The 23,652-nt window shown below is 40.0% G+C and carries 18 protein-coding genes; 11 read left to right on the top strand and 7 right to left on the bottom strand.

The window, feature by feature from the left end; translation table 11 throughout:
- Entirely contained in the window at nt 1-195 is a 195-nt protein-coding gene (locus JK635_RS01035; RefSeq protein ID WP_202651552.1) for a putative periplasmic lipoprotein, read from the bottom strand.
- Nucleotides 196-342: 147 nt separating this feature from the next.
- Between JK635_RS01035 and JK635_RS01030 the strand changes: the two genes are divergently transcribed.
- The 4 genes from JK635_RS01030 to JK635_RS01015 all read left to right on the top strand — a co-directional run bounded on the left by JK635_RS01030 (nt 343) and on the right by JK635_RS01015 (nt 4,724).
- Nucleotides 343-1,215: an SDR family oxidoreductase gene (locus tag JK635_RS01030; RefSeq protein ID WP_202651551.1), complete on the top strand. Its 873-nt coding sequence runs from the start codon at nt 343-345 to the stop codon at nt 1,213-1,215.
- A 37-nt stretch (nt 1,216-1,252) separates the two neighbouring features.
- Entirely contained in the window at nt 1,253-1,657 is a 405-nt protein-coding gene (locus JK635_RS01025) for a DnaA N-terminal domain-containing protein (RefSeq protein ID WP_202651550.1), read from the top strand.
- A gap of 860 nt (nt 1,658-2,517) precedes the next feature.
- Nucleotides 2,518-3,615 carry an N-acetyltransferase DgcN family protein gene (locus tag JK635_RS01020; RefSeq protein WP_202651549.1) on the top strand — a complete coding sequence of 366 codons (1,098 nt, stop codon included), beginning with the start codon at nt 2,518-2,520 and terminating at the stop codon, nt 3,613-3,615.
- Nucleotides 3,612-4,724, top strand: a complete 1,113-nt coding sequence (locus JK635_RS01015; protein ID WP_202651548.1) for an alanine/ornithine racemase family PLP-dependent enzyme — start codon at nt 3,612-3,614, stop codon at nt 4,722-4,724. Before JK635_RS01020 ends, JK635_RS01015 begins: the two co-directional genes overlap by 4 nt.
- A gap of 376 nt (nt 4,725-5,100) precedes the next feature.
- On the opposite strand, the gene asnB is transcribed toward JK635_RS01015, so the two are convergent.
- The 4 genes from asnB to JK635_RS24045 form a co-directional block, all read right to left on the bottom strand.
- Nucleotides 5,101-6,954 (bottom strand): asparagine synthase (glutamine-hydrolyzing), encoded by a 1,854-nt coding sequence (gene asnB, locus JK635_RS01010; RefSeq protein ID WP_202651547.1) that lies wholly within the window; start codon nt 6,952-6,954, stop codon nt 5,101-5,103.
- Between the two features lie 184 nt (nt 6,955-7,138).
- Nucleotides 7,139-11,635 carry a glutamate synthase large subunit gene (gene gltB, locus JK635_RS01005; RefSeq protein WP_202651542.1) on the bottom strand — a complete coding sequence of 1,499 codons (4,497 nt, stop codon included), beginning with the start codon at nt 11,633-11,635 and terminating at the stop codon, nt 7,139-7,141.
- Between the two features lie 992 nt (nt 11,636-12,627).
- The gene (locus JK635_RS24050) at nt 12,628-12,987 is read right to left on the bottom strand and encodes an MFS transporter (protein ID WP_235887801.1); all 360 of its coding nucleotides are present in this window, start codon (nt 12,985-12,987) and stop codon (nt 12,628-12,630) included.
- Nucleotides 12,944-13,267, bottom strand: a complete 324-nt coding sequence (locus JK635_RS24045; protein ID WP_235887800.1) for an MFS transporter — start codon at nt 13,265-13,267, stop codon at nt 12,944-12,946. Before JK635_RS24045 ends, JK635_RS24050 begins: the two co-directional genes overlap by 44 nt.
- A 376-nt stretch (nt 13,268-13,643) precedes the next feature.
- Between JK635_RS24045 and JK635_RS00995 the strand changes: the two genes are divergently transcribed.
- Together JK635_RS00995 and JK635_RS00990 are read left to right on the top strand one after the other, a co-directional pair.
- Complete coding sequence (locus JK635_RS00995) at nt 13,644-14,108, top strand: OsmC family protein (protein ID WP_202651540.1); 465 nt, start codon at nt 13,644-13,646, stop codon at nt 14,106-14,108.
- Nucleotides 14,109-14,275: 167 nt separating this feature from the next.
- Nucleotides 14,276-15,271: a LysM peptidoglycan-binding domain-containing protein gene (locus JK635_RS00990; protein ID WP_235887799.1), complete on the top strand. Its 996-nt coding sequence runs from the start codon at nt 14,276-14,278 to the stop codon at nt 15,269-15,271.
- 87 nt (nt 15,272-15,358) lie between these two features.
- Here JK635_RS00990 and JK635_RS00985 read toward each other — a convergent pair whose 3' ends face one another.
- Together JK635_RS00985 and JK635_RS00980 are read right to left on the bottom strand one after the other, a co-directional pair.
- Nucleotides 15,359-16,006 carry a thermonuclease family protein gene (locus JK635_RS00985; protein WP_202651538.1) on the bottom strand — a complete coding sequence of 216 codons (648 nt, stop codon included), beginning with the start codon at nt 16,004-16,006 and terminating at the stop codon, nt 15,359-15,361.
- Nucleotides 16,007-16,202: 196 nt separating this feature from the next.
- Nucleotides 16,203-17,225, bottom strand: a complete 1,023-nt coding sequence (locus tag JK635_RS00980) for a phosphotransferase enzyme family protein (protein ID WP_202651532.1) — start codon at nt 17,223-17,225, stop codon at nt 16,203-16,205.
- Between the two features lie 309 nt (nt 17,226-17,534).
- Here JK635_RS00980 and JK635_RS00975 point away from each other — a divergent pair, with 309 nt between their 5' ends.
- From JK635_RS00975 to JK635_RS00955, 5 genes are all read left to right on the top strand, one after another.
- Nucleotides 17,535-18,701, top strand: a complete 1,167-nt coding sequence (locus JK635_RS00975) for an acyl-CoA dehydrogenase family protein (protein ID WP_202651522.1) — start codon at nt 17,535-17,537, stop codon at nt 18,699-18,701.
- Between the two features lie 283 nt (nt 18,702-18,984).
- Complete coding sequence (locus JK635_RS00970) at nt 18,985-20,124, top strand: acetyl-CoA acetyltransferase (RefSeq protein WP_202651515.1); 1,140 nt, start codon at nt 18,985-18,987, stop codon at nt 20,122-20,124.
- Nucleotides 20,078-20,524, top strand: a complete 447-nt coding sequence (locus JK635_RS00965; protein ID WP_368857059.1) for a Zn-ribbon domain-containing OB-fold protein — start codon at nt 20,078-20,080, stop codon at nt 20,522-20,524. The genes JK635_RS00970 and JK635_RS00965 overlap by 47 nt, the downstream gene beginning before the upstream one ends.
- 207 nt (nt 20,525-20,731) lie before the next feature.
- A complete protein-coding gene (locus JK635_RS00960; protein ID WP_306792887.1) occupies nt 20,732-21,967 on the top strand; it encodes an MFS transporter in 1,236 nt (411 codons plus the stop codon).
- Nucleotides 21,968-22,058: 91 nt separating this feature from the next.
- Nucleotides 22,059-23,609 (top strand): class I adenylate-forming enzyme family protein, encoded by a 1,551-nt coding sequence (locus JK635_RS00955; RefSeq protein WP_202651513.1) that lies wholly within the window; start codon nt 22,059-22,061, stop codon nt 23,607-23,609.
- Nucleotides 23,610-23,652 lie beyond the last annotated feature (43 nt).

Here is a 23,652-nt window from a genome sequence, read left to right as displayed (position 1 = left end):
CTAACCATCAGTTGGGGATGAGGGAGACCCCACTGATGGAAGTTTCACTTTATTTATGGACGGTATGCCATCATAACTTTTGCCATCCCATTTCACAAAATCAACCCAATCAATTGATATTTCTGGACTAAATGGGGTGGAGCGGCAGCCGGTTAATAAAACTATAAATAAAACGAAGACACTCCATTTTTTCATTGGCAGCACCCCTTTTGAAAATAGACGGAAAACTCTAGATGTTTGTTTCAGGTTAGTGTTTTTTTTAATACGATTTAGGAAAAAGAGAAAAATAAATAAATACATGTCATTATTGTTGTTACAGGAAAACTGAATGGGAGGATAAGAATGAAAATATTAGTTACAGGAGCAACAGGGAAATTAGGTTCAAAGGTTGTAGAATCATTATTGAAATCTATACCTGCAAGTGAACTGGCAGTAAGTGTTCGAAAACCGGAAAAAGCGGAGGGACTTCGGGCACGTGGGGTGGAAGTTCGCCATGGTGATTTTGATCAGCCGCAAAACTTAGAGAAAGCTTTTGCAGGGATTGATCGTTTATTAATAATCTCTGCGGATGGCGATAATAAAACAAGAATTCGTCAACATGCAAATGTAGCTCAAGCAGCCAAGCGTGCAGGGGTAAAATTTATTGCTTATACAAGTCTAGCCAATGCAACGGAAAGCAACAACTTATTCGCTCCAACTCATGTTGCGACAGAAGCAGCCATCATTAAGACGGGGATCCCATATTCTTTCTTGCGTAACAATTGGTATTTGGAAAACGAAATCGGAAGCATTCAAGGTGCTATAGCAGGAGCCCCGTGGGTAACTTCCGCTGGAAAAGGTAAAGTAGGCTGGGCACTGCAACAAGATTACGCAGATGCAGCGGCAGCGGTTCTTGTTGGAAACGGTCACGAAAATACAGTGTATGAACTTTCTGGTCCACTTTTAACACAAGAAGAATTGGCATCTGCTCTTGGTAAGGTATTGGGTAAAAATATACCTGTACAACAAGTTAGTGACGAAAAATATGCTGAGATTATGAAAGGCTTAGGTTTACCTGATTTTGTGATTCCGATTACAGTAGGAATTCAAGAAAGCATTCGGAACGGTTCATTAGCTGTTAAAAGCCATGATTTTGAAAAAGTTCTTGGACGTCCTGTTACGCCGATCAATGAAGCACTGACTCAACTTGTTAATGCAATTTCACAAACAAAATAATAAAATTTTATAAATTTAGTTAAAGGTGTGATCCCCAATGGACCTTTGGTCTGAGGTTTTAACAAAATTAAGTGAAAAAATTTCAAAACCTAGTTTTGAAACTTGGTTTGCCGGTACTGAAGCGGAAATCATCGGAGAAACGCTTCTAATAAAACCAAAAAATTCATTTGCGGCAGACTGGTTACAGGAGCGATACCATTCTTTAATATCTGAAACAGTCAATAAAATATCTGAAAAAACTTATGAGATTAAGATTGCAGGCGTTGAATTGCAATTAGAGAATAATTACCCGGCTTTTTCAAGTCCCGCTAATAGTGCCTCTTATCTTGATTTTAAAAAAATAATCGAAGAACAGAATGAGATCCTGCTAAAGCAACAGCGGAAAATAGAAGAACTTGAGAAAAGGGTACAGGCTTTGGAAAAACAACGGGTTCTCTTTTGAAGTGCAAAAAGTGAAAAAACAAGTTAAATAACTTATGAAAAAGCATGGGAACACTATGCTTTTTATTTTCTTTAAACTCCAAAATGGGATAGGCTGATAATTTCCGACTAATGTATATAGGGGAGGCTTATTTAGCAAATATAAGCGGAGATATTCCGATTAACATTACCCTATTTGAATTGCGATTTGCTGTTATGCTGTACCTCAAAAGAGAACATCTTATTTGGAAAAAATCTATCCTTAAGTCAGCGGCTTAGGTGGATCCTTTTGCCTTTTTGCCAACCTTCTAAAAGGGTACCGTCTATAACGTCCTAAAGTTTATAAATGTGAAACTATTCGAAATTTATAGGTTATGTATTGAATTCTCTTTTATTTTTTTGTATATTTTAATTGTTAGCACTCGATGATATTGAGTGCTAACAACATTATTTAAGGAGGTGAGATTATGAGATTTGTCCGTTATGATTAAATTTGTTGTAATGCATTATTGAATGGACGGAATATTAGAGCCATAGTTCAAATGTTTAGGCAAACATGTGAAACTATTAAAAGTATTTCACCAAAAAAATTTCGGAACTTAATCTATGCCAATCCTCATATATTTTTCAAAATATTGTTGCTGGTTTTCATAGCTTATTTTCTGAACTTTAAGGAATCACTTTGAAGAGGTGTTATAAAAATGTTGGACTATGAATGCGTATATTGTGGTGAACCACTTTCAAAATGGGAGAATACTAGAAGTTATTGTTGGAATTGTAATGAATTAACCACATCTGAAGCTTTTCACGAAGAACATGATGATCATCGTTTAACTTAATTTACGGCTAAAATTGAATTCACATTAAACGGAGGGATTGTCAATGAAAAGACGAGCAATCATTTATTGTGAAAATCAATTTGGTTCCATGGATGGAAAGACCGCAAACGGGTTAATACGTGACCCGGGCTACTATCAAATTGATGCTGTTATCGATAGCACGAAAGCTGGAAGGGATGCAGGGGAATACCTGGACAAGAAACGAAACGGGATCCCCATCTGCAGCAGTTTGGAGGAAGCAATTAGGGTTTCAAAAGTTAAACCGCAGTATTTTATTTTTGGCATTGCTCCTTCTAATGCCTTTTTGCAAGCAGGTGAAAGAGAGATCCTAAAGAAGGCAATGGAAGCAGGAATGCATATCATCAACCCGCTTCAGGAATTCCTGACGGATGATGAAGAAATGGTTGAATATGCAAAGAAGCATGGAGTAACCATTCAAGATATTCGTAAACCCAAACCGAAAAAAGAGTGGAAAATGTTCACCGGGAGGATCCTCCAAATTGAAACCCCGATTGTTGCGTTCCTAGGTACTGATGGTGCCTGTGGAAAACGGACAACTGCTATGATTGTGGAACAAGAATTAAAACGAAGAGGCTTTCGAACAGCTTTTATTGCCACAGGGCAAACTGGATTAATCCAGGGGGCCTCATACGGGCTTGCCGTTGATGCTTTCCCCATGCAGTATGTGATTGGTGAATTGGAAAATGAAATTATTAAGGCTAACAAAATCGAAAAACCGGATGTTATCCTGGTGGAAGGACAAGGAGCTTTAAGCCACCCAGCATATGGCAGCTCTTTTAGTATTTTAAAAGGATCACGCCCTAAAGCCGTAATTTTACAGCACCCGCCAAAAAGAAAGGTATTAGGAGACTTTCCTTTTATGAAAATGCCTTCACTTCGAAGTGAGTTGGAACTAATTGAATATGTTGGTCATACAAAGGTCATTTCGATTACACTAAATCATGAAGGCATGACGGAACGGGAGATCGAGAGAACGATCCTGGAATATGAGCAGCAGTTCCAATTGCCGACGACAGATGTTTTGTTAAAGGGACCCGAAAAAGTAGCTGACAGCATGATTGAATTTTTCCCTTCTTTAAAACAAAAACAACAAGAAATGTCAAGGATGGTCGCGATATGACCAGTAAAATCACGCCTAGAATTGAAATAAACTTAGAAAAAATCCGTCATAACACGAAGGTGTTAAAGAAATTATATGGCGAGAAAGGGATTCAGATTTCAGGGGTTGTTAAAGGGGTCTGTGCCAATCTGGAAGTGGCAAGAACGTTAGTGGAGGCAGGGATTACCAGTCTTGCTGATTCCAAGATTGAAAATATTAGAAAAATGAAAATGGCCGGTTTAAAATCTAAGTTAATTTTATTACGGACACCTGCTCTGAGTGAAGTGCAGCAGGTTGTTGAGTTTGCTGACATCAGCATGAATACAGAGCTTGAAATTATTCGGGCTCTCTCAGCAGAAGCAAGAAGGCAGAATAAAATTCACTCCATCATCATTATGGTGGAAATGGGGGACTTAAGAGAGGGGATTTTGCCGAAAGATGCTCCTGCCTTTATTCGTGAAGTTTTAAGGCTGCCAGGGATTGAGCTGGCTGGGATCGGCACGAACTTTGCCTGCTTTGGTGGAGTTGTGCCGACAGTGAAAAAAATGCAAGAGTTCTCCAATCTTGTCAACGAAATTCAAAAGGAATTTCAAATAAAGCTTCCCATCGTATCCGGCGGAAACTCTGCAAATTACACTTGGCTGATGAATACCCATGATGCCGGTTCGGTAAATAACATTCGCCTTGGGGAGTCGATTCTTTTGGGGCGAGATCCCGTTTCAGGAAAAGTCATTCCCGGACTATACCCTGATGCTTTTTACTTCGTTGCGGAAGTCATTGAATCGAAACTCAAACCATCTGTTCCATCTGGTATTAGGGGAAGAAATGCTTTTGGGGAAAGAATATCGTTTGAAGACCATGGTTTGATGAGAAGAGCCATTGTTGGAGTTGGGAGGCAGGATGTATTAGTCTCGGGCTTATCACCTGTGCTGCCGGTTGAAATTATAGGATCGAGCAGCGATCATATCATCCTAAATACAAAACAAATCCATTTAAAACCAGGCGAGGAAGTTGCCTTTTTCCTCAATTATGGTGCTTTACTTTCTGTCATGACATCCCCATATGTATATAAAACATACACACGCCAAACCTCTAAAAGGTACAACTCGCTAACAAGGACACCCGCCTAGAAATACAATAAATTAAGGAATAGAGAGGGGCAAAAATATATCATAGTTTTTTGTCCCTCTTTTTGTTTACACTTTTTAGTAAGTTGAGCTGGGATTCAATATTAGAAATATTACAATGAGTTTAAATTTTGAAAACTAAAAAACCAAAGTTTCGGATTTAGAACTCCTTTGTAAAAAGCACAGCTCCGTTACGAAGAACTAATGGACGGACAGGTGTTCTTTAACTTACAATGATGTAACAACCAATTAAAGACATAAATTTTGAAGTGAACACCCCTAAGTGGAGTTGAAATTCAGGCTTAGGGGGTTTTTATGGTCAAGTTTTTAAGTGGTTATTGAGAAAGAAGGAAAAAATCATTTTCTCAACATTCATAGCTCATTGATCAAGAATGTTGACGTGATACCGTTCAAGCCACATATTTATTTGGGCCAAATGGGCAATCAGCTGCGGACCTGTCATCAGCTGACCGAACCAGGGGACTTTAAACGAGGACCCGTTTGATTCAATAATTTCTTTTACCTTTTGTTTGGATACGAGTTCGAGCAGAGGGGCTGTGTTATTGTCGATTATCTTGGATAGCATCTTTTTAACGAGATTTAAATATTTTGGATTGTGGGTTTTTGGATAAGGATTTTTTTTACGATAAAGAATGTCATCGGGGAGGAAGCCTTCTAACGCTTTTCTCAAAATCCCTTTTTCCCGGCCATTGAGCATTTTCATTTCCCATGGTATGTTCCATACGTATTCAATCAGTCGATGGTCCGCAAACGGAACACGTACCTCCAAACTGGCGGCCATACTCATCCGATCCTTTCGCTCTAGTAATGTCGCCATGAACCAAACGATATTCAAATAAAATAACTCCCGGCGACGACCTTCGATCGAATGTTCCCTATCTAATCGTGGAACCTCCTTTAATGTTTCTCTGTATCTACCTTTCACATAATCCATTAAATTGAGCCTTTGCTGCCAATGTGGCAAAAGAAGCTCGTGTCGTTCCTGTTCCGATTTCATCCAAGGAAAATGATCCTCATGCAACAATTCTTTTTTATAAAACCAAGGATAGCCACCAAAGATTTCATCAGCACATTCACCTGACAACGCAACCGTGAAATCATGTTTGATTTCTTCAGAAAACCAGAGGAGGGAGGAGTCAATGTCAGCCATGCCAGGCAAATCTCTTGCTATTACCGCATCTTCTAATCTTTTGGCGAGCATCTCTTGGGTAATCAACGTGGGATGATGAACAACTCCTAAATAGTGGACCATTTTATCAATCCATGGCCGATCTTCATCATGCTGGAACATACTTGATTGAAAATATTCACTGTTGTTTTCATAATCAATGGAAAACGTGTGGAGCGTCCCTCTGTCTTCTTTTTTGAAAAACTGAGAAGCAATTGCACTGATGGCACTTGAATCAAGTCCACCAGATAAAAACGTACAAACGGGAACATCTGCCACTAACTGCCTTTCAACTGCATCTTTTACCAGGAATCTTACATTTTCTACCGTTTCAGTTAATGAATCGTGATGTTCGCGGCTTTCCACATTCCAATAGCGTTTGATCGTAAGTCCGTTTCGATTAAAAATGAGGAGATGAGCAGGCCGCAGCTCATCGATTCCTCTAAAAACCCCATGGCCAGGGGTTCGGGAAGGTCCTAAGCCAAATAATTCTTGCAATCCTTCCCGATCGACCTCAGCTCTCACATCTGGATGCGCCAAAATCGCTTTAAGCTCGGATCCAAACAGGAGTGTATGATGGAGATGTTTATAAAATAATGGTTTGACACCTAATCGATCTCTTGCCATAAAAAGCTTTTCCTGTTGATGGTCCCAAATCGCAAAGGCAAATATCCCATTTAATCGCTCTACACAGTTTTCTCCCCATTCGATATAGGCTGTGAGCAGCACCTCTGTATCGGAATGAGAGTGAAAGGAATAACCTCTGCAAGCTAATTCCTTCCGAAGGTCTTCTGTATTATAGAGCTCGCCATTGTAGACAATGGTATATGCTTGCCCTGATATCGATTTCTTTGTCATCGGTTGAGCGCCGCCGGCTGGATCGATAACAATGAGTCTTGTATGACCTAGTGCAGCGTGATGATCACAAAAGACATTGGAAGCATCAGGACCACGCTTCGATAATGTCTCTGCCATCTTTTGAACGGTGAAACCTTGTTGTTTTACATCTTGTTGCCAATCAACCCATCCTGTCATTCCACACATTTGTCATCACTCTTTCGCTAGCGTTTTTTTATAATCTTATACAATATTAAAATATCAACAAAAACTGTCCATCAGTGCCTTTCTCCAGGGGATATTATAAAATGTTGGGCTCTTTCGCAAGAATGAACAGTAGTTCTGATAAAACCCTATACAATAAGAAATGTTCTCATTAATAGCGCAATCCTTAACGTGCTTCTTCTTGCAGCTGTAAAACTTTCTTATATTCTTTAGGAATGACTTTTATCCATTTCGTTATATGTTCTTTCCAATGGGTGAGGATATAGGATGCCCGTGAACTTCCTGTGTTGTAAAAATGCTTGCTTAACAGTTGGTGAAGCTGCTGTTGGTCCTCTTCTTCCAACGGGTCGAGATCGACTAGCGTGTGATTACACTGCTGGTGGAAGGTATTTGTGTCTTCGGCTAGAACATAAGCAATACCGCCGGACATTCCAGCTGCAAAGTTTTTTCCGACAGGGCCAAGGACGGCTACGACACCTCCCGTCATATACTCCAGGCCATGATCTCCAATCCCTTCCACGACAGCCTTCATACCACTGTTTCTTACCGCGAAACGTTCACCGGCGAGCCCGCAAATATAGGCTTCACCTGATGTTGCCCCGTAAAAAGCGGTATTGCCGATGATGGTATTTTCCTCTGGGATAAAAATCGAGTTTTTATATGGGTAAACGATGATTTTTCCGCCCGATAAGCCTTTGCCAATGTAATCATTGGCGTCACCTTCAAGAGTTAACGTTATTCCCTGTGGAATGAAGGCTCCAAAACTTTGTCCCGCAGAACCTTTAAAGGTAAGTTCAATCATGTCCTCTGGTAAGCCTTTCCGGCCATAACGGGTCGAAAGTTTATTGCCTAATAGAGTACCAACTGTTCTGTTTATGTTTTGAATCAGGAAATGAGCCTTTACTTTTTGTCTCCTCTGCAGTGCTGGTTCACATGTCATTAACAGTTCGTTATAGTCAAGTGATTGTTCAAGTCGATGCTGTTGTTGCTGTTTCTGTTGATACAACTGACCATTTGCAGATGAAGGATGATAAAGGATATTTGATAAATCAATATATTTTGCTTTCCAATGTGTTTTCAGCTGGCTGTTTGGACGTAATAAATCGGCCCGGCCGACCATTTCATTCATCGTTCGAAAGCCTAATTGGGCCATAATTTCACGGACATCCTGTGCGATAAATCTCATGAATGTTTCAACATGTTCAGGTTTTCCAAGGAATTTTTTCCGTAATTCCGGATCTTGTGTCGCAATTCCAACAGGACATGTGTTCAAATGGCATTGACGGACAAGGACACAGCCTAATACAACTAAGGCCGAAGTGGCAAAACCAAATTCTTCAGCGCCTAACAATGCCGCCATAACGATATCGCGCCCCGACATCATTTTTCCATCCGCCTCCAGGACCACACGATCACGCAGGCCGTTTAAGACGAGGGTTTGGTGGGCTTCTGCGAGTCCAATCTCCCATGGAATTCCGGCATGTTTAATGCTTGATCTTGGTGCTGCTCCGGTTCCGCCGTCAGCGCCGCTGATTAAAATGACATCAGCTAATCCTTTGGCTACACCAGCAGCAATCGTTCCAACACCGGCTTTTGCAACCAGCTTTACACTAATTCTTGCCTTTGGATTAGCGTTTTTTAAATCATGTATCAGCTGTGCTAAGTCTTCGATGGAATAAATATCATGGTGCGGCGGCGGTGAGATTAACCCGACTCCAGGGGTAGAACCGCGCACTTCCGCAATCCACGGATATACTTTATCTCCTGGAAGCTGGCCGCCTTCACCCGGTTTTGCCCCTTGAGCCATTTTGATTTGGATTTCATCAGCGTTGACCAAGTAATGACTAGTGACCCCAAACCGGCCAGACGCCACTTGTTTAATCGCACTGCGGCGGGAATCCCCGTTTGCATCGGGAATATAGCGGTCAGGATGCTCGCCGCCTTCGCCGCTGTTACTTTTTCCGCCAAGCCGGTTCATGGCAATTGCCAATGTTTCATGAGCTTCTTGACTCAGCGATCCATAAGACATCGCACCTGTTTTAAAGCGGCGGACAATCGATTCAATCGGTTCCACTTCGTCAATCGGAATCGGTGTGCTGTCTTTAAAGGTAAGCAAATCACGAATAAAAATAAACTGTTCCTCGTGAATTAATTCTTTATATTTTTTATACAGTTGATAATCATTTTTCCGACAGGCATTTTTCAGCGTATGGATAGCAGTAGGGTAGAAGGCATGGAGCTCTCCATTTTTCCGGTATTGAAAATCACTACCTGGATTCAGTGATGGTTCCTCATGATGGAAGGCTAATTGATGGCGCATAAGGACTTCTTTTGCCATGACTTCCAGGCTAATGCCGCCAATGCTGGATGTTGTTCCAGTAAAATAGTGATCGATCACTTCACGAGATATTCCGATCGCTTCAAAAATCTGTGCGCCACGGTAACTTTGAATCGTAGAGATGCCCATTTTGGACATGATTTTGACGATTCCGTCTGTTGCCGCTTTGATATAGTTTTGAACCGCTTTTTCAATCGGGATCGTTTCGTCAAGTTCCCCGTTCTTTATCATATCGCGGATACTGGCGATGGCAAGATAAGGGTTAATGGCATCCGCACCATAGCCAATTAGCATGGCCAATTGATGAACATCCCGGGCCTCGCCAGTTTCCATAATCAGACTGACTTTTGTCCTTGTTCCCATTCGGACTAAGTGGTGATGAAGCCCACTGACAGCCAGCAAGGCAGGTATCGCCGCTAATTCTTGATTCAAATATTTATCCGACAATATAATGAGGGAAACTCCTTCCAAGATAGCCTTATCTACGCTTTCAAAAAGAGCCTGTAAGGTTGTTTCTAAAGTATTTTCCTGTTGAGCTTGAAAAATGATCGGAAATTCTTTTCCTTTAAAACCGCTTTTCTCTTGATTTTTTAGCAGCGCAAGTTCGCGGTCTGACAGAATCGGCGTGTCTAAGCGGATCCGTCTGCAGTTGTCTTCAGTTGGATGGAGGAGATTCCCTTCAGCTCCAAGAAAAGTAACGGTGGACGTAACAAATTGTTCTCGTATCGCATCAATTGGCGGATTTGTTACTTGGGCAAACAGTTGTCTAAAATAGTTGTACAATAACTGTGAGTGATTCGATAGAACCGCTAGTGGCATGTCATTCCCCATGGAATTAATCGGTTCTTTTGCCTCAACAGCCATGGCACCAATGACTTTCTTTAATTCCTCCACCGTATAGCCAAATGCCTGCTGATATTTGGCAATGGGGAGGTTGCTATCTATTGGCTCTTCGTCCTGAACCGTTGAAGGATATAGGTGAAGCCGGCTTGCCTCCAGCCATTGCCGATAAGGAAGCTCGTTTGCTACTTTTTCCTTCACCTCTTGATCTTGAATGATTCGTCCATTTTTCACATCGACCACAAGTATTTTTCCCGGACTCAATCTTCCTTTTTCAAGAATTTGATCGGGCTCAAGGTCAATAACACCTGCTTCCGATGCAAAAATAATGGTGTTGTCTACAGTCACATAGTAGCGGGCTGGGCGGAGTCCATTGCGGTCTTGCATCGCTCCGATCAGTTCTCCATCTGTAAAGGCAAAGGCTGCGGGGCCATCCCATGGCTCGATTAATTGGCTATGAAATTCATAAAAAGCTTTTAAGGAGTCATCCATTGAGATATCTTTCTCCCAGGGTTCTGGCACCATCATCATCGCTACATGCGGCAATGATCTTCCAGAGCGGACGAAAAATTCTAAACAGTTATCGAATGAAGAGGAGTCACTGCCATTTACGTCAATGATCGGGAGCAGATCCTTTATCTTATCACCCCAGATAGGCGATTCCATTATTTTTTCCCGGGCTTTCATCCAATTTATGTTGCCATTGAGCGTATTGATCTCACCATTATGAACTAACATTCTGTTTGGGTGAGCCCTTTCCCAACTAGGAAATGTATTGGTACTATAACGAGAATGAATAAGGGCAAAGGCCGATTCAAACGCTTCATCTTGTAAATCAAGATAGTACTGCTCCAATTGTTCAGGAGTTAACATTCCTTTATAGACAATCGTTCTTGCTGAAAGACTGGCCACATAAAATGTTTCATTCCCGGCAAGCTGCCCTTGTAGAATCCTTTTTTCTGTCCGTTTACGAATGACATAAAGCGTTCTTTCGAATTCTTCTTCATCAGTTAAGTAATTGGCTTTGCCAATAAAAAGTTGGCGAATAAAGGGCTGGCTGTTTTTGGCATTTTCTCCGATCGTTGAATCGTCAACAGGGACGGTTCTCCAACCGAGCAGCTGCTGTCCTTCTTCCTTGATGACGGCTTGAAATGCTTCCTCACATTGTCTTCTTAATTCGGCATCATGGGGCAGAAACACCATACCGACACCATAGCTTCCTTGACCTTTCATCTTCAATTGTGGGCAAACTTTCTTAAAAAACAGATGAGGCAGCTGAGTCAAGATTCCAGCACCATCACCTGTTTGCGAATCACCGGCTTGCGCTCCGCGGTGTTCTAATCTGCGAAGCATCGATATGCCTTGCTTCACCGTGTGATGGGAAGGGCCGCGGTTTAATTCGGCAATAAATCCAATTCCACAGGCATCATGTTCATATTTAGAATCATATAATCCTTGTTTAGTAGGTTGTTGACAGTATTGCATCTTCTCACCCTTTCTTAATGCTGGTGTTGGCAGAATAATAATTCAAACCCAATTAATCACACTCGGAAAATGGGTGACTTTTATGGGTTTTCCAATCAGTTAAAGTAAAATATTAGACTTTTTTGAATTATTTTTCTTGTGTTATATTTTATGACAAGACAATCAATCTGAACAATATCAATTTTTTATGAAATTAATCTATTATTGAGATGTGTTTGAAAATGATCAGTGCGTTTGCGATGTATTTTCAACTGGATTAATATTAGGAGACAGGTGGTGCTGATCAGTTGTTAAGGGACTTCGGGGTACGTGAGCATCCCTTCGCTTGAAGCGATGAAGGGACAACGGAGCACATGTGAAAATGGTCTTGGACAGTTACTCAATATAAGGAATAAGCAAAATAGTATTTACTGCAATAATATTATGTAAACTAAAAAATCAACAAGAACTTAAGTGGAGAAATAAATTTCATATTAAAAATAGAAACGTATGTTCCAAATAGTTAACAGGTATGTTAAAATAAATAGGCAATAGAATAGGATTTTTCAAGGGTGGTCGGCACACTCCCAAAGTAGAAAGGGGGTGATGCTGTATGACGGTTTTTGAATCATTAATGTTTGCGATTGGTTTTGCAAGTTTAATCGTTACCATACTGTCGTTTAACCATAAAAAATAATCCACCCTTGAGTTAGCGGCTCAGGTGGATCATTCTGCCTTTTAGCCGACCCCCTAAAAGGGAACCGTCTATTGCTGGACCGGACATGTAGCAGCATGTTCGGTCTTTTTTAATTTGTGAATTTCTCATATATATTATAACCTAAATTTCAGAAAATGACACGGTTTTTAACTATTTCTGTTGAGGTACACTAAATCTGAATTGCTTTTTTTCGTCCAAAAAATAAAACCGATAACGAAAAATCACCATGAATCCAGAAGAGGAGACCTGCATGTTACTTAAATTAACTGACACATCGATTTTTAAAAAAGATCTATCATGATTCAGCCTCAATTGTTGTTGTCTTAAGAAACGTTCTGTGTCCGGCCGTGAAGAAAATAATACTGCTAAGAGAGACGATCGAAATAATCCAAAACATGAATTGACCAGAAATGTGGCCTAAAAAATATCCGCCAATAATCGGACCAAGGAAGTTACCAATTTTCCTAAACTGACTGGCACCAAAATATGTGCCACGCAGATGTTCCGGGGCTAAATTGTCGACCATCATGCTATTAGCCGGGAAGATTAGGATTTCCCCAATCGTTAATAGCCCCATTGCCAGGATTGCCGTCATCCAGCCATTAATAAAGCTAAATCCAATTAACCCTGCCACCATTGGCAATGGTAAAGCCATAGTACACTAATGCTAGAGTAAATAAGGCTGTCAGCATGATAGGTTTACGGCCGAACCGATCCGACAAATGCCCCCCGATAAATCCGCCGACAGTTCCCATTAATGGGCTTATCCCAACCGTAAAACCAATGATAAGCGGTGAAAGATCCAGATGCCGATATAGGTAAATAGATAAAAAAGGAAGCGTCATAAAGGAAGATGCCCTTGTTAGAACGGTACCTATTAATAAAACCCAAACGATGGGATTGAACTGGCTGATATATTTCTTTATTTTATTCATTGTATATCCCCACCCATTAGCGCTATCTCATTATTAAACTATTTCAAAATGGAAAGGTAAAGAATTTTTCTACATTTACTTATAAGTTCAAGGGGGAGATCCTAATTATTAATCACTTTGATCAATAAGCAGTACGTGATTGTTACGTTGATTCAAAACAGCGAAGGAAATAGATCATGTATCTTCAATAGCTGAATTTTTCTATAAATGGAAATCAAGAGAGGCAGTTTTAAAACAGATACTAAATTGCTGATTTTTCTAGAGTTAATATTGTGAAAAAATTCACAAAAAATCTATAGACTTTTGGATTGGAAGGTCATACTCTTTAGTTGGTAGTTAATTTTTGAAAAAATCAAAAACGAAAGGGAGAATGACTATGCCAATGACTACTTTTAAAGCAACCGCTCATTTACAGGAAGGAGTTCAGGTGAAGGCGAAGGCGAGAAATTTTGAGGTTACGATTGATGAGCCAGAGGAATTAGGGGGCACAGATACGGGAATGAATCCTGTCGAATTGACGCTAGCTGCTCTGGGTGCTTGTCAGGCTATTGTGGCTCGTGTCTATGCTAAAAAATTTAGAATCGAGTTTGATAATTTGTGGGTTGAAGTAGAGGGTGATTTGGATACAGACGGTTTTATGAATATATCTGATGTTCGCCGCGGTTATTCCGAGATTCGTTTTAACATACACATTGCTACCGATGCTCCGCGTGAAAGAGTGGAAGAATTTGTTTCATTTATCGAAAACACTTGCCCGGTCGGGGATACAATCGCCAATCCTGTTAATTTAAAACGGAATGAAATTATTTTGGAACCACGTAAAGTTGTGACAGTTAATTAAACAGAGCCTAGGTACCGCCAAATGGCCGGTGGTACCTAATTTTTTTAACGAGTGAAATTAATCGTTTGTTTTTAGAAGTGAAAGTTTTTAAAAAAATGAAAAAATAATAACTATAATTGAAACACTTTTTCCGATATTACCATCTAATTCTTTAGGGGGAAATGACCATGAAGAATAAGAATTTGAAAAAATCAATTTTAAGTGTAGGTTTAGCGACCATGATTGCATTAGGTTCCGGGGCAGGAACACTTAATGTGAATGCAGCATCCAACTATAAGATGATTACCATTCAAAAAGGCGATACGCTCAGCGAGCTTGCTAAAAAATACAAAACTACCGTAGCCAAATTGAAAAGCTTGAACAAACTGAAGTCGGACCGTATATATGCTGGGAAGAAATTGAAAGTGCCAGTTTCTTACTCATACAAGACTGCAAAACAATATTATGCGGAGCTAGAAAAAGACAAATCATATACAACTAATCAAAAGAAGATGATTAAACGTTCGAAACTAATTGATTATATTGTATCTACCTATAAAGGGAAAATGGACATCACACTATATGTCACGGAAAATGCCGACTTGGAAGGTGAAAATCCAGCATATGTGTCTGTAGAAATGAAGGAAAAAAGCACGAACACACGTTATTTCGTTGCCAAAGACCTTGTTGGGGATCAAACGGAATATGTGTATGACAACTATATGTTGAATCTGATAAGTTATGAAGCTAGGAAACTTGTTGAACCAAGCATTAAAAGCACATTTAATAAAAAGAAAGTGGAATTTCTCACAAAAGTAAGTTTAAGATCAGAGATTCATAAGAAATTAACTGAAAAGAAGCTAAAATGGGAATATAAAAATGTGAAAAACGACAGCAACACGCAAGTATTCCTTTTGGTTCCAGATACCAAGGAATATCATAAACTTGCCATTAAATATATCCAAGAGCAAAATAAGAGCAGCAAAATAAAGGTGGACGATTATGACCTTTATTTCTACTCTGGCAAGTATAATGCAAAAATAAGATATGTTCGTGTAAACGCAACCCAAATTGGAAAATTTGACACTGTCGGCAAACTAGTATCCAAATTGGAAAGTGCCTCTCTACTGGAATACAAAAACGATACGAGAAGTCTGGTGAAACAGACCAAAATCTACAAATAAATAGACTGCACCTCAAATGTTAGATGCGCAACTAACATTTGGAGGTGCTTTTTTCATTTGGAATCAAGCGGGTAAGAGGACTTATTCTTACCTCTCACAAGCGTATCCGTCTTTATCACGGTCCATTTTTGAATCATATGCCTTATGACCTTTAGGTACGCCATTTGGATATACCTTTCTCAATTCGGTACAATTCTTAAAGCTGGTTTTACTAGTACTTGGTTTCTTTGTGGTGCTGTTGGATGATGAGGCTTTTTTCTTACTCCAAAGCCCGACCCTATTTTTTTGCGCCTGTTTTTGTAGCTTGATCAATTCTGATTCATAAGAATAAGTGCCATAGTCATAGAATTTTTCTACATATCCTTTTTGAACCAGCAACTTTTGCAGTAGTTTGCCGTCCACCCATACCCATACTAGAGTACGGTTATACTTGTCTTTTCTTGGACCATCGTATTGCAGCTGAATTTTTTTGGCCTTTTTTAACATCGAGCATGTATAATTAGCGGCAGTTTTTCCATATGCTTCGTGTTGAATTGTGCTTTCTGGAGTGTCCACATAGAGGAAACGTGACTTACCGACCTTTGTAAAATAGGCTGTGTCACCGTCTACACATTTTGTTAGTTTTACTGTAAATTTGGCCCCTGCTCTTGCTTCAGCTTTTTCACCAGAAAAGACAAAAGTAAAACCAAGAGTGAAAATCATGATGGCACTAATCACTTTTAATAATGATTTCATCCAATATGCCCCCTTTATACTTTTTTTACAGTAAAAAGAGTAACATATTTTATAAACTTAGTAATCAATTTTTTTATCAAGTTGAACAATTTATTTGAAGGAACGTAGACCTTGGTAAATAAAATTAAAAAAACTCTATCAAAGCTAGTCGGTAAGTTTTCATTTATCATGAGGGATACCCCATCACTGTATTTAGTTAAATTCCGATTTCCTTCAATATCAATTCAATATTTAAATCAGCAATTGGTTCATTCAGAAGCAGTCGATGTCTAATATCACTTAAAAATTTCAGTAGTTTTTCATCAGCTGTAGATAAATCTTCTTTTTTGTGAAAAACAGAATATAAAACAAGATCGCGAAGTTTGAGAAATAATGGCAGTTGTTGAAGCCAATAGGGATCGAGTTCATTCTCTGTGTAATATCCCTTTAAAAATTGTGTCGCAAAATTTTGGGCAAAGTTAGAGCGATTTTCCTTAGCTTCAAAGGGCATTTTATACCATATTGCATAATAAATCGGGATTGCAATATCGCTGGCAAACCAATGGTAAGAGCAATCATCAAAATCAAACAGCTCGATTTTTCCATTTTCTACAAAGAAGTTTCCCTGGTGAACATCGGAATGAATAAGTCCATAGCAGTCAGGGTGTTTGTCAAGCTGTTGAACTTGTTGAAGTAAGGCTTTTCCTTTTTCCAACAGCAACTTATCATCAGCAGGAAAATACTTTTCAATGGAAATGAAATCTTCCTCATCCCATTCAGGCCTTTTGCCGATATAACTGGGTTTTCGGTAGGTTTTGGTAATACGATTCATTTTCCCGACTAACTTTCCCCATTCATAAAACAAAGCATCATTGAAATTTACACTTTGTGCCTTTACTATTCCTCCATTTGCCTTTTTAAACAGGCTGGCGAAAAAGAATGTGTCTTCTGATGCTAATACTTCAACATAATTTCCATTTACAGAAGGAATGGCATAACACACGTTGATTTTTTGCTCCGACAAAAAATTCAGCCAATCCAACTCTGATTCAATTTGTTCTTTTGTACGGTGGGAGCTGTGAGTTAACCGCAAGATAAAAGGGCTGTCATTTTGATAGACCTCAAATATATAAGTTTCGAAGTCACCAAGCATTTTTGGTTCTTTTTCTGTCGCCGCAAATAACCTTAAAGCCTTTTGCAAAAGCTCGTTTGTAAATAATCTTGAAACTGATATTTCCATAGCCATATCCTCAGCTTTCCATTATGATAAAAAACCTCTATATCAATATATAAACAAATTGACCGTGTATGATCCAGATTAAGGTTATCACTTTAAAGAGATAAATTTGAAACAAAAGGTCAAAAAGTGTCTAATGAAAACGCTTTATTTTTTAAAATACAGGTGATAGAATATTCTATAAATTAGGTATTTTTTAAATATTCAAAATATAAAAGGGGGTGTTATCTATAATTGGCTAAAAGTAATCGCGATCCACCTCGATATATGGGTGATTACTTGAATAAAATATCATAAGGGAGATGAAAAATCATGGATTTTACATTAACAGATGAACAAAAAATGATTCAGAAGACTGTTCGGGATTTTGTGAATAAGGAACTCAAACCACTGGAGCAGGAAGTATTAAAAAACGAAAGAGAAGGAAGGCCAGGTATTTCTAGAGAAAAAGTCAAGGAGCTGCGGTTAAAAGCAAAAGATATTGGCTTTTGGGGGATTAACACGCCTGAGGAATATGGCGGGGCAAATTTGGGACCGATTATGTCCGTCATTATTGCGATGGAATTAGGAAGGACGTTTGTTCCTTTTAACTTTGGCGGTTCGGCTGACAACATTTTGTATGAATGTAATGAAGAGCAGAAACAAAAATATTTAATACCTGTTATCAACGGTGAAAGACGTTCTTGTTTTGCGATAACTGAACCAGGGGCCGGATCCGATGCGAGAAATATCAAAATGCAAGCAATTAAAGATGGAGACCATTGGGTATTAAATGGAGAAAAGGTTTTTATTACAAATGGGAATGAAGCAGATTTCGTAATGGTCTTCGCGGTTACGGACAAAGAAAAAGGAGCTGATGGTGGGGTAACTTGCTTCTTAGTTGACCGGGATATGGGCTGGAGATCCGAATATATTCATACGATGGGAGAATGGGGTCCTGCTACACTTGTTTTTGAAAATGTCAGAGTGCCTGAAGAAAATATTTTAGGGGAGCTTGGTCAAGGGTTCAAACTGGGAATGAAATGGATTGGCCAGGGACGTTACATGATTCCAGCCGGTGCAATTGGTGCTGCTGAGCGGTTATTACAAATGGCCATTGATTATTCGAAGACCCGAGAAACATTTGGCAAGCCAATTGCGGAACGGCAAGCCATTCAGTGGATGATTGCAGATTCTGCGGTGGAAATTGAAGCAGCGAAATGGATTGTATTCCGCGCAGCATGGATGGCGGAAAATGGAATGGATGCTCGTCATCAATCATCAATGGCAAAATTAAATGGGGCAATCATGGCCAATAAGGTGGTCGATCGGGTTTTACAGATCCATGGGGGAATGGGCTATACGAAAGAATTACCAATTGAACGCTGGTATCGGGAATTAAGATTGCATCGAATTTTTGAAGGAACGGATGAAATTCAACGTCGTACCATCGCACGCAATCTATTAAAGGGCCATATAAAAGTAGGAGAATTGCTATAAATGATTTTGTTTTCATATTAAAAACATACTATCCAGTCAGTTTGTTTTACAAAAAAATACTAACTAGTTAGTTAATTGTTCCGATGACATAGCCATTAGTTAGTTAGCTTTACTTATAAAAAACGAAAGGATCCGTTTATTGTTTTCGCAACATACTAACCGGTAAGTAAAAATATGATATAGCATACTAACTAGTCAGTTGGGGATTAATCTAGACCATTTTATGGATGAAAAAATCAATTTTTTCTTGTTTAATAAAGGGTCCTAGGAAAAGGGGGGCACGATGAAATCAGAAAGAGTTGCTGCAATTGTTGGTGTTGCCGAATCCGATCTTGGCAAAACTCCGGGGAAAAATGTTCTACAGCTGCAGGCACAGGCTGCAAAATTAGCGTTAGAAGATGCTGGATTAACAAAGAATGAGGTGGATGCATTGTTTACAGCGGGAAATTGGGCGTGGGCTCCCAGCCTGATGTTAGCTGAATATTTGGGCATCCAGCCAAAATATACAGATTCAACAAATATTGGCGGCTCTTCATTTGAGGCGCATGTTGGGCATGCCGTAGCTGGAATTAATGCCGGATTGTTTGAGGTAGCGTTAATCACTTACGGAAGTACGAGTCGGACCAATCCAGGTAGATCGGCATTTCCATCTGCATTAACAGCTCAGTATGAATTACCATATGGGTTGCCGACTCCGGTGGGGGCTTATGCTTTGGCTGCCATGCGACATATGCACCAGTATGGTACTACCTCTGAGCAGCTGGCGGAAATTGCAGTGGCAACAAGAAAATGGGCGACTTTGAATGAAAAGGCTTATATGAGGGAACCAATTGAGATTGCGGATGTTTTGAATTCCCGGCTTATTGCTGAACCGCTCCATTTATTGGACTGCTGCTTAGTTACCGATGGAGGTGGAGCTGTTGTCGTAGTATCGAAAAGAGTTGCCTCCAGACTGAACAAAAAACTCATTTGGATATTGGGTCATGGTGAATCACATTCCCATAATACCATTGCGAACATGCCTGATTTAACGATGACAAGTGCACGCGAATCTGGCAGAGCTGCTTTTGAAATGGCAGGTATTACCCATGATGAAATTGATATAGCGGAAATCTATGATTCTTTCACGATTACTGTACTATTAACCCTTGAAGCACTTGGTTTTTGTAAGCCGGGTGAGGGTGGAGCTTTTGTCAGTGGTCAACGAACTGCTCCCGGCGGTGATTTCCCAATGAATACCAATGGCGGTGGTTTATCGTACTGTCATCCAGGAATGTATGGAATATTTTTATTGATTGAAGCCGTACGACAGCTAAGAGGAGAGGGAGGCAAGCGCCAGGTAGAGAATGCAAAACTTGCATTGGTGCATGGTACCGGTGGGGTGTTGTCCTCCACGTCAACTGTTATTTTGGGGAGGGATTAAGCTGATAAAAGATATTCTTGAACCATCCATCGATCAGGAATCAAAATCATTCTGGGACGGGTTAAAGAACGAACAATTATTGATTCAATATTGTGATGATTGTCAAAACTATATCTTTTATCCTCGTTCCATTTGCCCTCACTGTTTTTCAGAGAAGATCAGGTGGCGAAATTCTCAAGGTGCCGGGAAAATATATAGTTATACCGTTGTGCATCAAGCTTTTGGACCTTTTAAACAGGAAGTCCCTTTTGTTGTCGGGATTGTCGAGCTCGATGAGGGGGTAAGAATGATGACTCGTATCATTGGCAAGCGGGAGGATATCGCTATAGATAAACGAGTAACTGTTGTTTTTGAAAAGGTGGATGACCCAATTGTTCTTCCCTATTTTCGACTAGTTTAGAGGGGATAACTTTCGCCCTTTCCCTTTAATCGAAAATATCGTTCCGTTTGCTTTGATTGAAAAAGGAACGGAAGAATTACCTTTCCGTTCCTTTAGAGCTAAGGGAAGTACATTTACCAAATTGCTGCTTCCCTCAAATCAAAATCACTGTCTTCGTCTTAATAAAAGCTCATCAATCTGTAAGTTTTCTTTTAACATAGAAAGAAGATGAAAATGATGATGGATCGAAAGGCATTCTTTATACTAGGATTCATTATGTTTTTGACGATGACAGGTTATGGAATAGTGCTTCCTACATTACCATTCTTAGCGGATAACTTAAACCTTTCATCCGTACAAATGTCATCTTTAATTATCATCTGGGCCATATCACAATTGATAACGGCCCCGCTCTGGGGGCGTCTTGCCGATAAGATAGGAAGAAAACCGGTACTGATATTTGGCGTATTTGGTTTTGGAGTTGCCTTCCTAATCTTGATTTTTGCTCAGAGTTATTGGCAGCTGCTTCTGTTACGGTTAATTGGTGCAGCATTGTCATCAGGTGCCCAACCGGCAGTCTTTTCAATGGTAGCCGATCAAACGGAAAGGAAGAATCGCAGTCAATCGATCGCAAAGATGGGGGCTGTCAATGGTCTTGGCTTTTTATGTGGTCCTGCCGTAGGAGGTGTGTTTTCACCTTTCGGGGTATTGGTGCCCTTTATTGTTGCTGGTTCATTGGCATTTATCACGCTTCCATTCGCCTGGTTGTTCATTAAAGAAACCGATTTTCAAAGAGAAAATAAGAATCCTTCTGCAAAAGGGAGTGAGTCCTTATCCCTGTGGCAATCAATTGCGATGGTAACCAAGAAAGGATATTGGGACCTTTATACGATCATTCTCGGTTTATCTATTGCTGCATCCAGCCTTTTTGGTCTGCTTGGCTATTTTATGATCGCGCGCTTTGATTCGTCTCCTGAATTTGTAAGTCTTGCATTTAGCGCTCAAGCTGGTTTTTCCGTCATTGTGCAATTCTTTTTCCTGAAAAAGTTTACCGATTTTTTCGAGGAAGACACCATTTGCAAAATGGGGTTAATCATTTCCACATTTGGCTATTGTTTAATCAGCATTTCTTCATTCGAATGGGTTGCCATTGTCGGATGTATGTTTACCGGCTTCGGTCAGGCGTTAGTACGTCCTATTGCGACAGCTATGTTGTCAAAACGCAACGAAATGGGTCAGGGGATTACGATGGGGTTGCAACACGCCATGGATAGCTTAGGAAGGATACTGGGTCCGCTTTGGGGCGGGTGGGTATTTGCCTACATGGTATCAGCGCCTTTTATTACCTCCGCGATTATAACCGCATTGCTTTTACTCATCGTGATGATGACTTCAAAGCAGCCGAAAATCCAGCTTAAGAAGCTGCGTCAAAAGGATACCGGACATAAAAATTACCACGCCTAAAATATATAAAAAAACTACTTTAGATCTTTTTTCTTGTTGAGCTTTTACCTTTAATCATATTGGAAAATAAATAAAAAATGGAGAGGGTAATATGCTGCTAACAGAATTAATGAATGAAAATATTAAAAAGTTTGGCGAGTACAATCTGCTCTATTATGGGGAAAAAACGTATACAAATATTGAATCCCAAGTAATATCCCGGAAGGTGTCGAATGTGATGCGATCACTGGGTGTTGAGAAAGGGGATCGTGTCCTGATCTGTATGCCAAACTGTCCCGAGGTGATTTTTTCCTATCAAGGCGTGTTAGGTACGGGGGCCATTATTGTCCCTGTAATGTATTTGCTGCATGAAAACGAAGTGAATTTTATCCTCAAAAATTCTGAAGCAAAAGCAGTGATTACGTCATCTGCAATATTACCGAAAATGATCACCGCAACATCTGATTTAAAGGTTAAACCTAAGGTTATTTCTGTTGGTAAACCGAATCCAGCCGATTTATTACAAACGGATTTGGATGTGGTGGAATGGGATCAAGCGCTGTTAGCTGTTGAACCTGATGAAATCCAAGTTGAAATGAATGAAGCAGATGTAGCGGTGATTTTATATACATCAGGAACTACAGGTGCCCCAAAGGGTGTGATGTTAACACACAAAAATTTGTATGCCAATACTGCATCGGGGCTTTCATTGAGAGATGATAAAGATGATAGAGCAACGACAATCGGGGTTCTCCCGTTAGCGCATATCTATGGTTTTGGGATTATGAATGGAATGTTGGTTCTCGGAAGTTCTGTGGTCATTTTCTCAAAATTTGACGCAGAAGAAGTGTTTAAGGTGATTGAAAAATATAAGGTTAAGTCATTTGCAGCCGTTCCTGCAATGCTTCATGCGATGTTATATCATCCAAATGCGGATCAATATGATTTGTCAAGTTTGGAGACGGTAGGATCGGGGTCGGCAGCATTGGCCGTAAGTCTGCGGCATAAATTCCGGGAAAAATTCGGTGCTGAAGTCCGCGACGCCTATGGATTATCGGAAGCTTCACCGGGTGTAGCCTCACAGCGGAATAATATGCCGATCAAAGAAGGTTCGGTTGGGATTCCGATGCCGGGCGTCAAAATCAAGATCGTTGATGAAAACGACCAAGAAGTTCCAACTGGAGAGGTTGGCGAATTATTGGTGCAGGGCGACAATGTCACACCGGGATATTTCCGAAATCCGGAAGCAACGGAAAAAGCCTTGAGAAATGGCTGGCTTCATACCGGTGATTTGGCAAGAGTGGATGAGGATGGCTATTTATATATTGTTGACCGTAAAAAAGACTTGATTATTCGCGGTGGATTTAACATCTATCCACGTGACCTGGAGGAACTGCTGATTAAACATGAGGCTGTTTTGGAAGTAGCGGTGGTGGGGGTTCCTTCAGAAAGAATGGGAGAAGAAATTGTTGCCTTTGTCGTGAAGAAAGAAGGAAAAGAAGTAACCGAAGAAGAGTTAATTGAATATTCACAAAAACACTTAGCCAAGTATAAAACTCCCCGTCATGTTGTGTTTATCAAAGAGCTTCCAAGGAATGGTGTTGGGAAAATACTGAAAACAAAATTGAGGGAAAAACTTGAAAATGTAAATCTCAAAATCTAACAGAACTCCATTTTTTAGTAGAAAGGAGGATGTGTGATTGGCC

The organism is Neobacillus paridis, assembly GCF_016765675.1.
GTDB lineage: Bacteria > Bacillota > Bacilli > Bacillales > Cytobacillaceae > Neobacillus > Neobacillus paridis.
This window is presented reverse-complemented; position numbering and strand designations above follow the sequence as displayed.

What these genes read in the sequence shown, in the direction of transcription:
- JK635_RS01035 (WP_202651552.1), bottom strand. Translation starts at nt 195, where the DNA reads ATGAAAAAATGGAGTGTCTTCGTTTTATTTATAGTTTTATTAACCGGC.
- JK635_RS01030 (WP_202651551.1), top strand. Translation starts at nt 343, where the DNA reads ATGAAAATATTAGTTACAGGAGCAACAGGGAAATTAGGTTCAAAGGTT.
- JK635_RS01025 (WP_202651550.1), top strand. Translation starts at nt 1,253, where the DNA reads ATGGACCTTTGGTCTGAGGTTTTAACAAAATTAAGTGAAAAAATTTCA.
- JK635_RS01020 (WP_202651549.1), top strand. Translation starts at nt 2,518, where the DNA reads ATGAAAAGACGAGCAATCATTTATTGTGAAAATCAATTTGGTTCCATG.
- JK635_RS01015 (WP_202651548.1), top strand. Translation starts at nt 3,612, where the DNA reads ATGACCAGTAAAATCACGCCTAGAATTGAAATAAACTTAGAAAAAATC.
- asnB (WP_202651547.1), bottom strand. Translation starts at nt 6,954, where the DNA reads ATGTGTGGAATGACAGGATGGGTTGATTGGCAACAAGATGTAAAACAA.
- gltB (WP_202651542.1), bottom strand. Translation starts at nt 11,635, where the DNA reads ATGCAATACTGTCAACAACCTACTAAACAAGGATTATATGATTCTAAA.
- JK635_RS24050 (WP_235887801.1), bottom strand. Translation starts at nt 12,987, where the DNA reads ATGGCTTTACCATTGCCAATGGTGGCAGGGTTAATTGGATTTAGCTTT.
- JK635_RS24045 (WP_235887800.1), bottom strand. Translation starts at nt 13,267, where the DNA reads ATGAATAAAATAAAGAAATATATCAGCCAGTTCAATCCCATCGTTTGG.
- JK635_RS00995 (WP_202651540.1), top strand. Translation starts at nt 13,644, where the DNA reads ATGCCAATGACTACTTTTAAAGCAACCGCTCATTTACAGGAAGGAGTT.
- JK635_RS00990 (WP_235887799.1), top strand. Translation starts at nt 14,276, where the DNA reads ATGAAGAATAAGAATTTGAAAAAATCAATTTTAAGTGTAGGTTTAGCG.
- JK635_RS00985 (WP_202651538.1), bottom strand. Translation starts at nt 16,006, where the DNA reads ATGAAATCATTATTAAAAGTGATTAGTGCCATCATGATTTTCACTCTT.
- JK635_RS00980 (WP_202651532.1), bottom strand. Translation starts at nt 17,225, where the DNA reads ATGGAAATATCAGTTTCAAGATTATTTACAAACGAGCTTTTGCAAAAG.
- JK635_RS00975 (WP_202651522.1), top strand. Translation starts at nt 17,535, where the DNA reads ATGGATTTTACATTAACAGATGAACAAAAAATGATTCAGAAGACTGTT.
- JK635_RS00970 (WP_202651515.1), top strand. Translation starts at nt 18,985, where the DNA reads ATGAAATCAGAAAGAGTTGCTGCAATTGTTGGTGTTGCCGAATCCGAT.
- JK635_RS00960 (WP_306792887.1), top strand. Translation starts at nt 20,732, where the DNA reads ATGAAAATGATGATGGATCGAAAGGCATTCTTTATACTAGGATTCATT.
- JK635_RS00955 (WP_202651513.1), top strand. Translation starts at nt 22,059, where the DNA reads ATGCTGCTAACAGAATTAATGAATGAAAATATTAAAAAGTTTGGCGAG.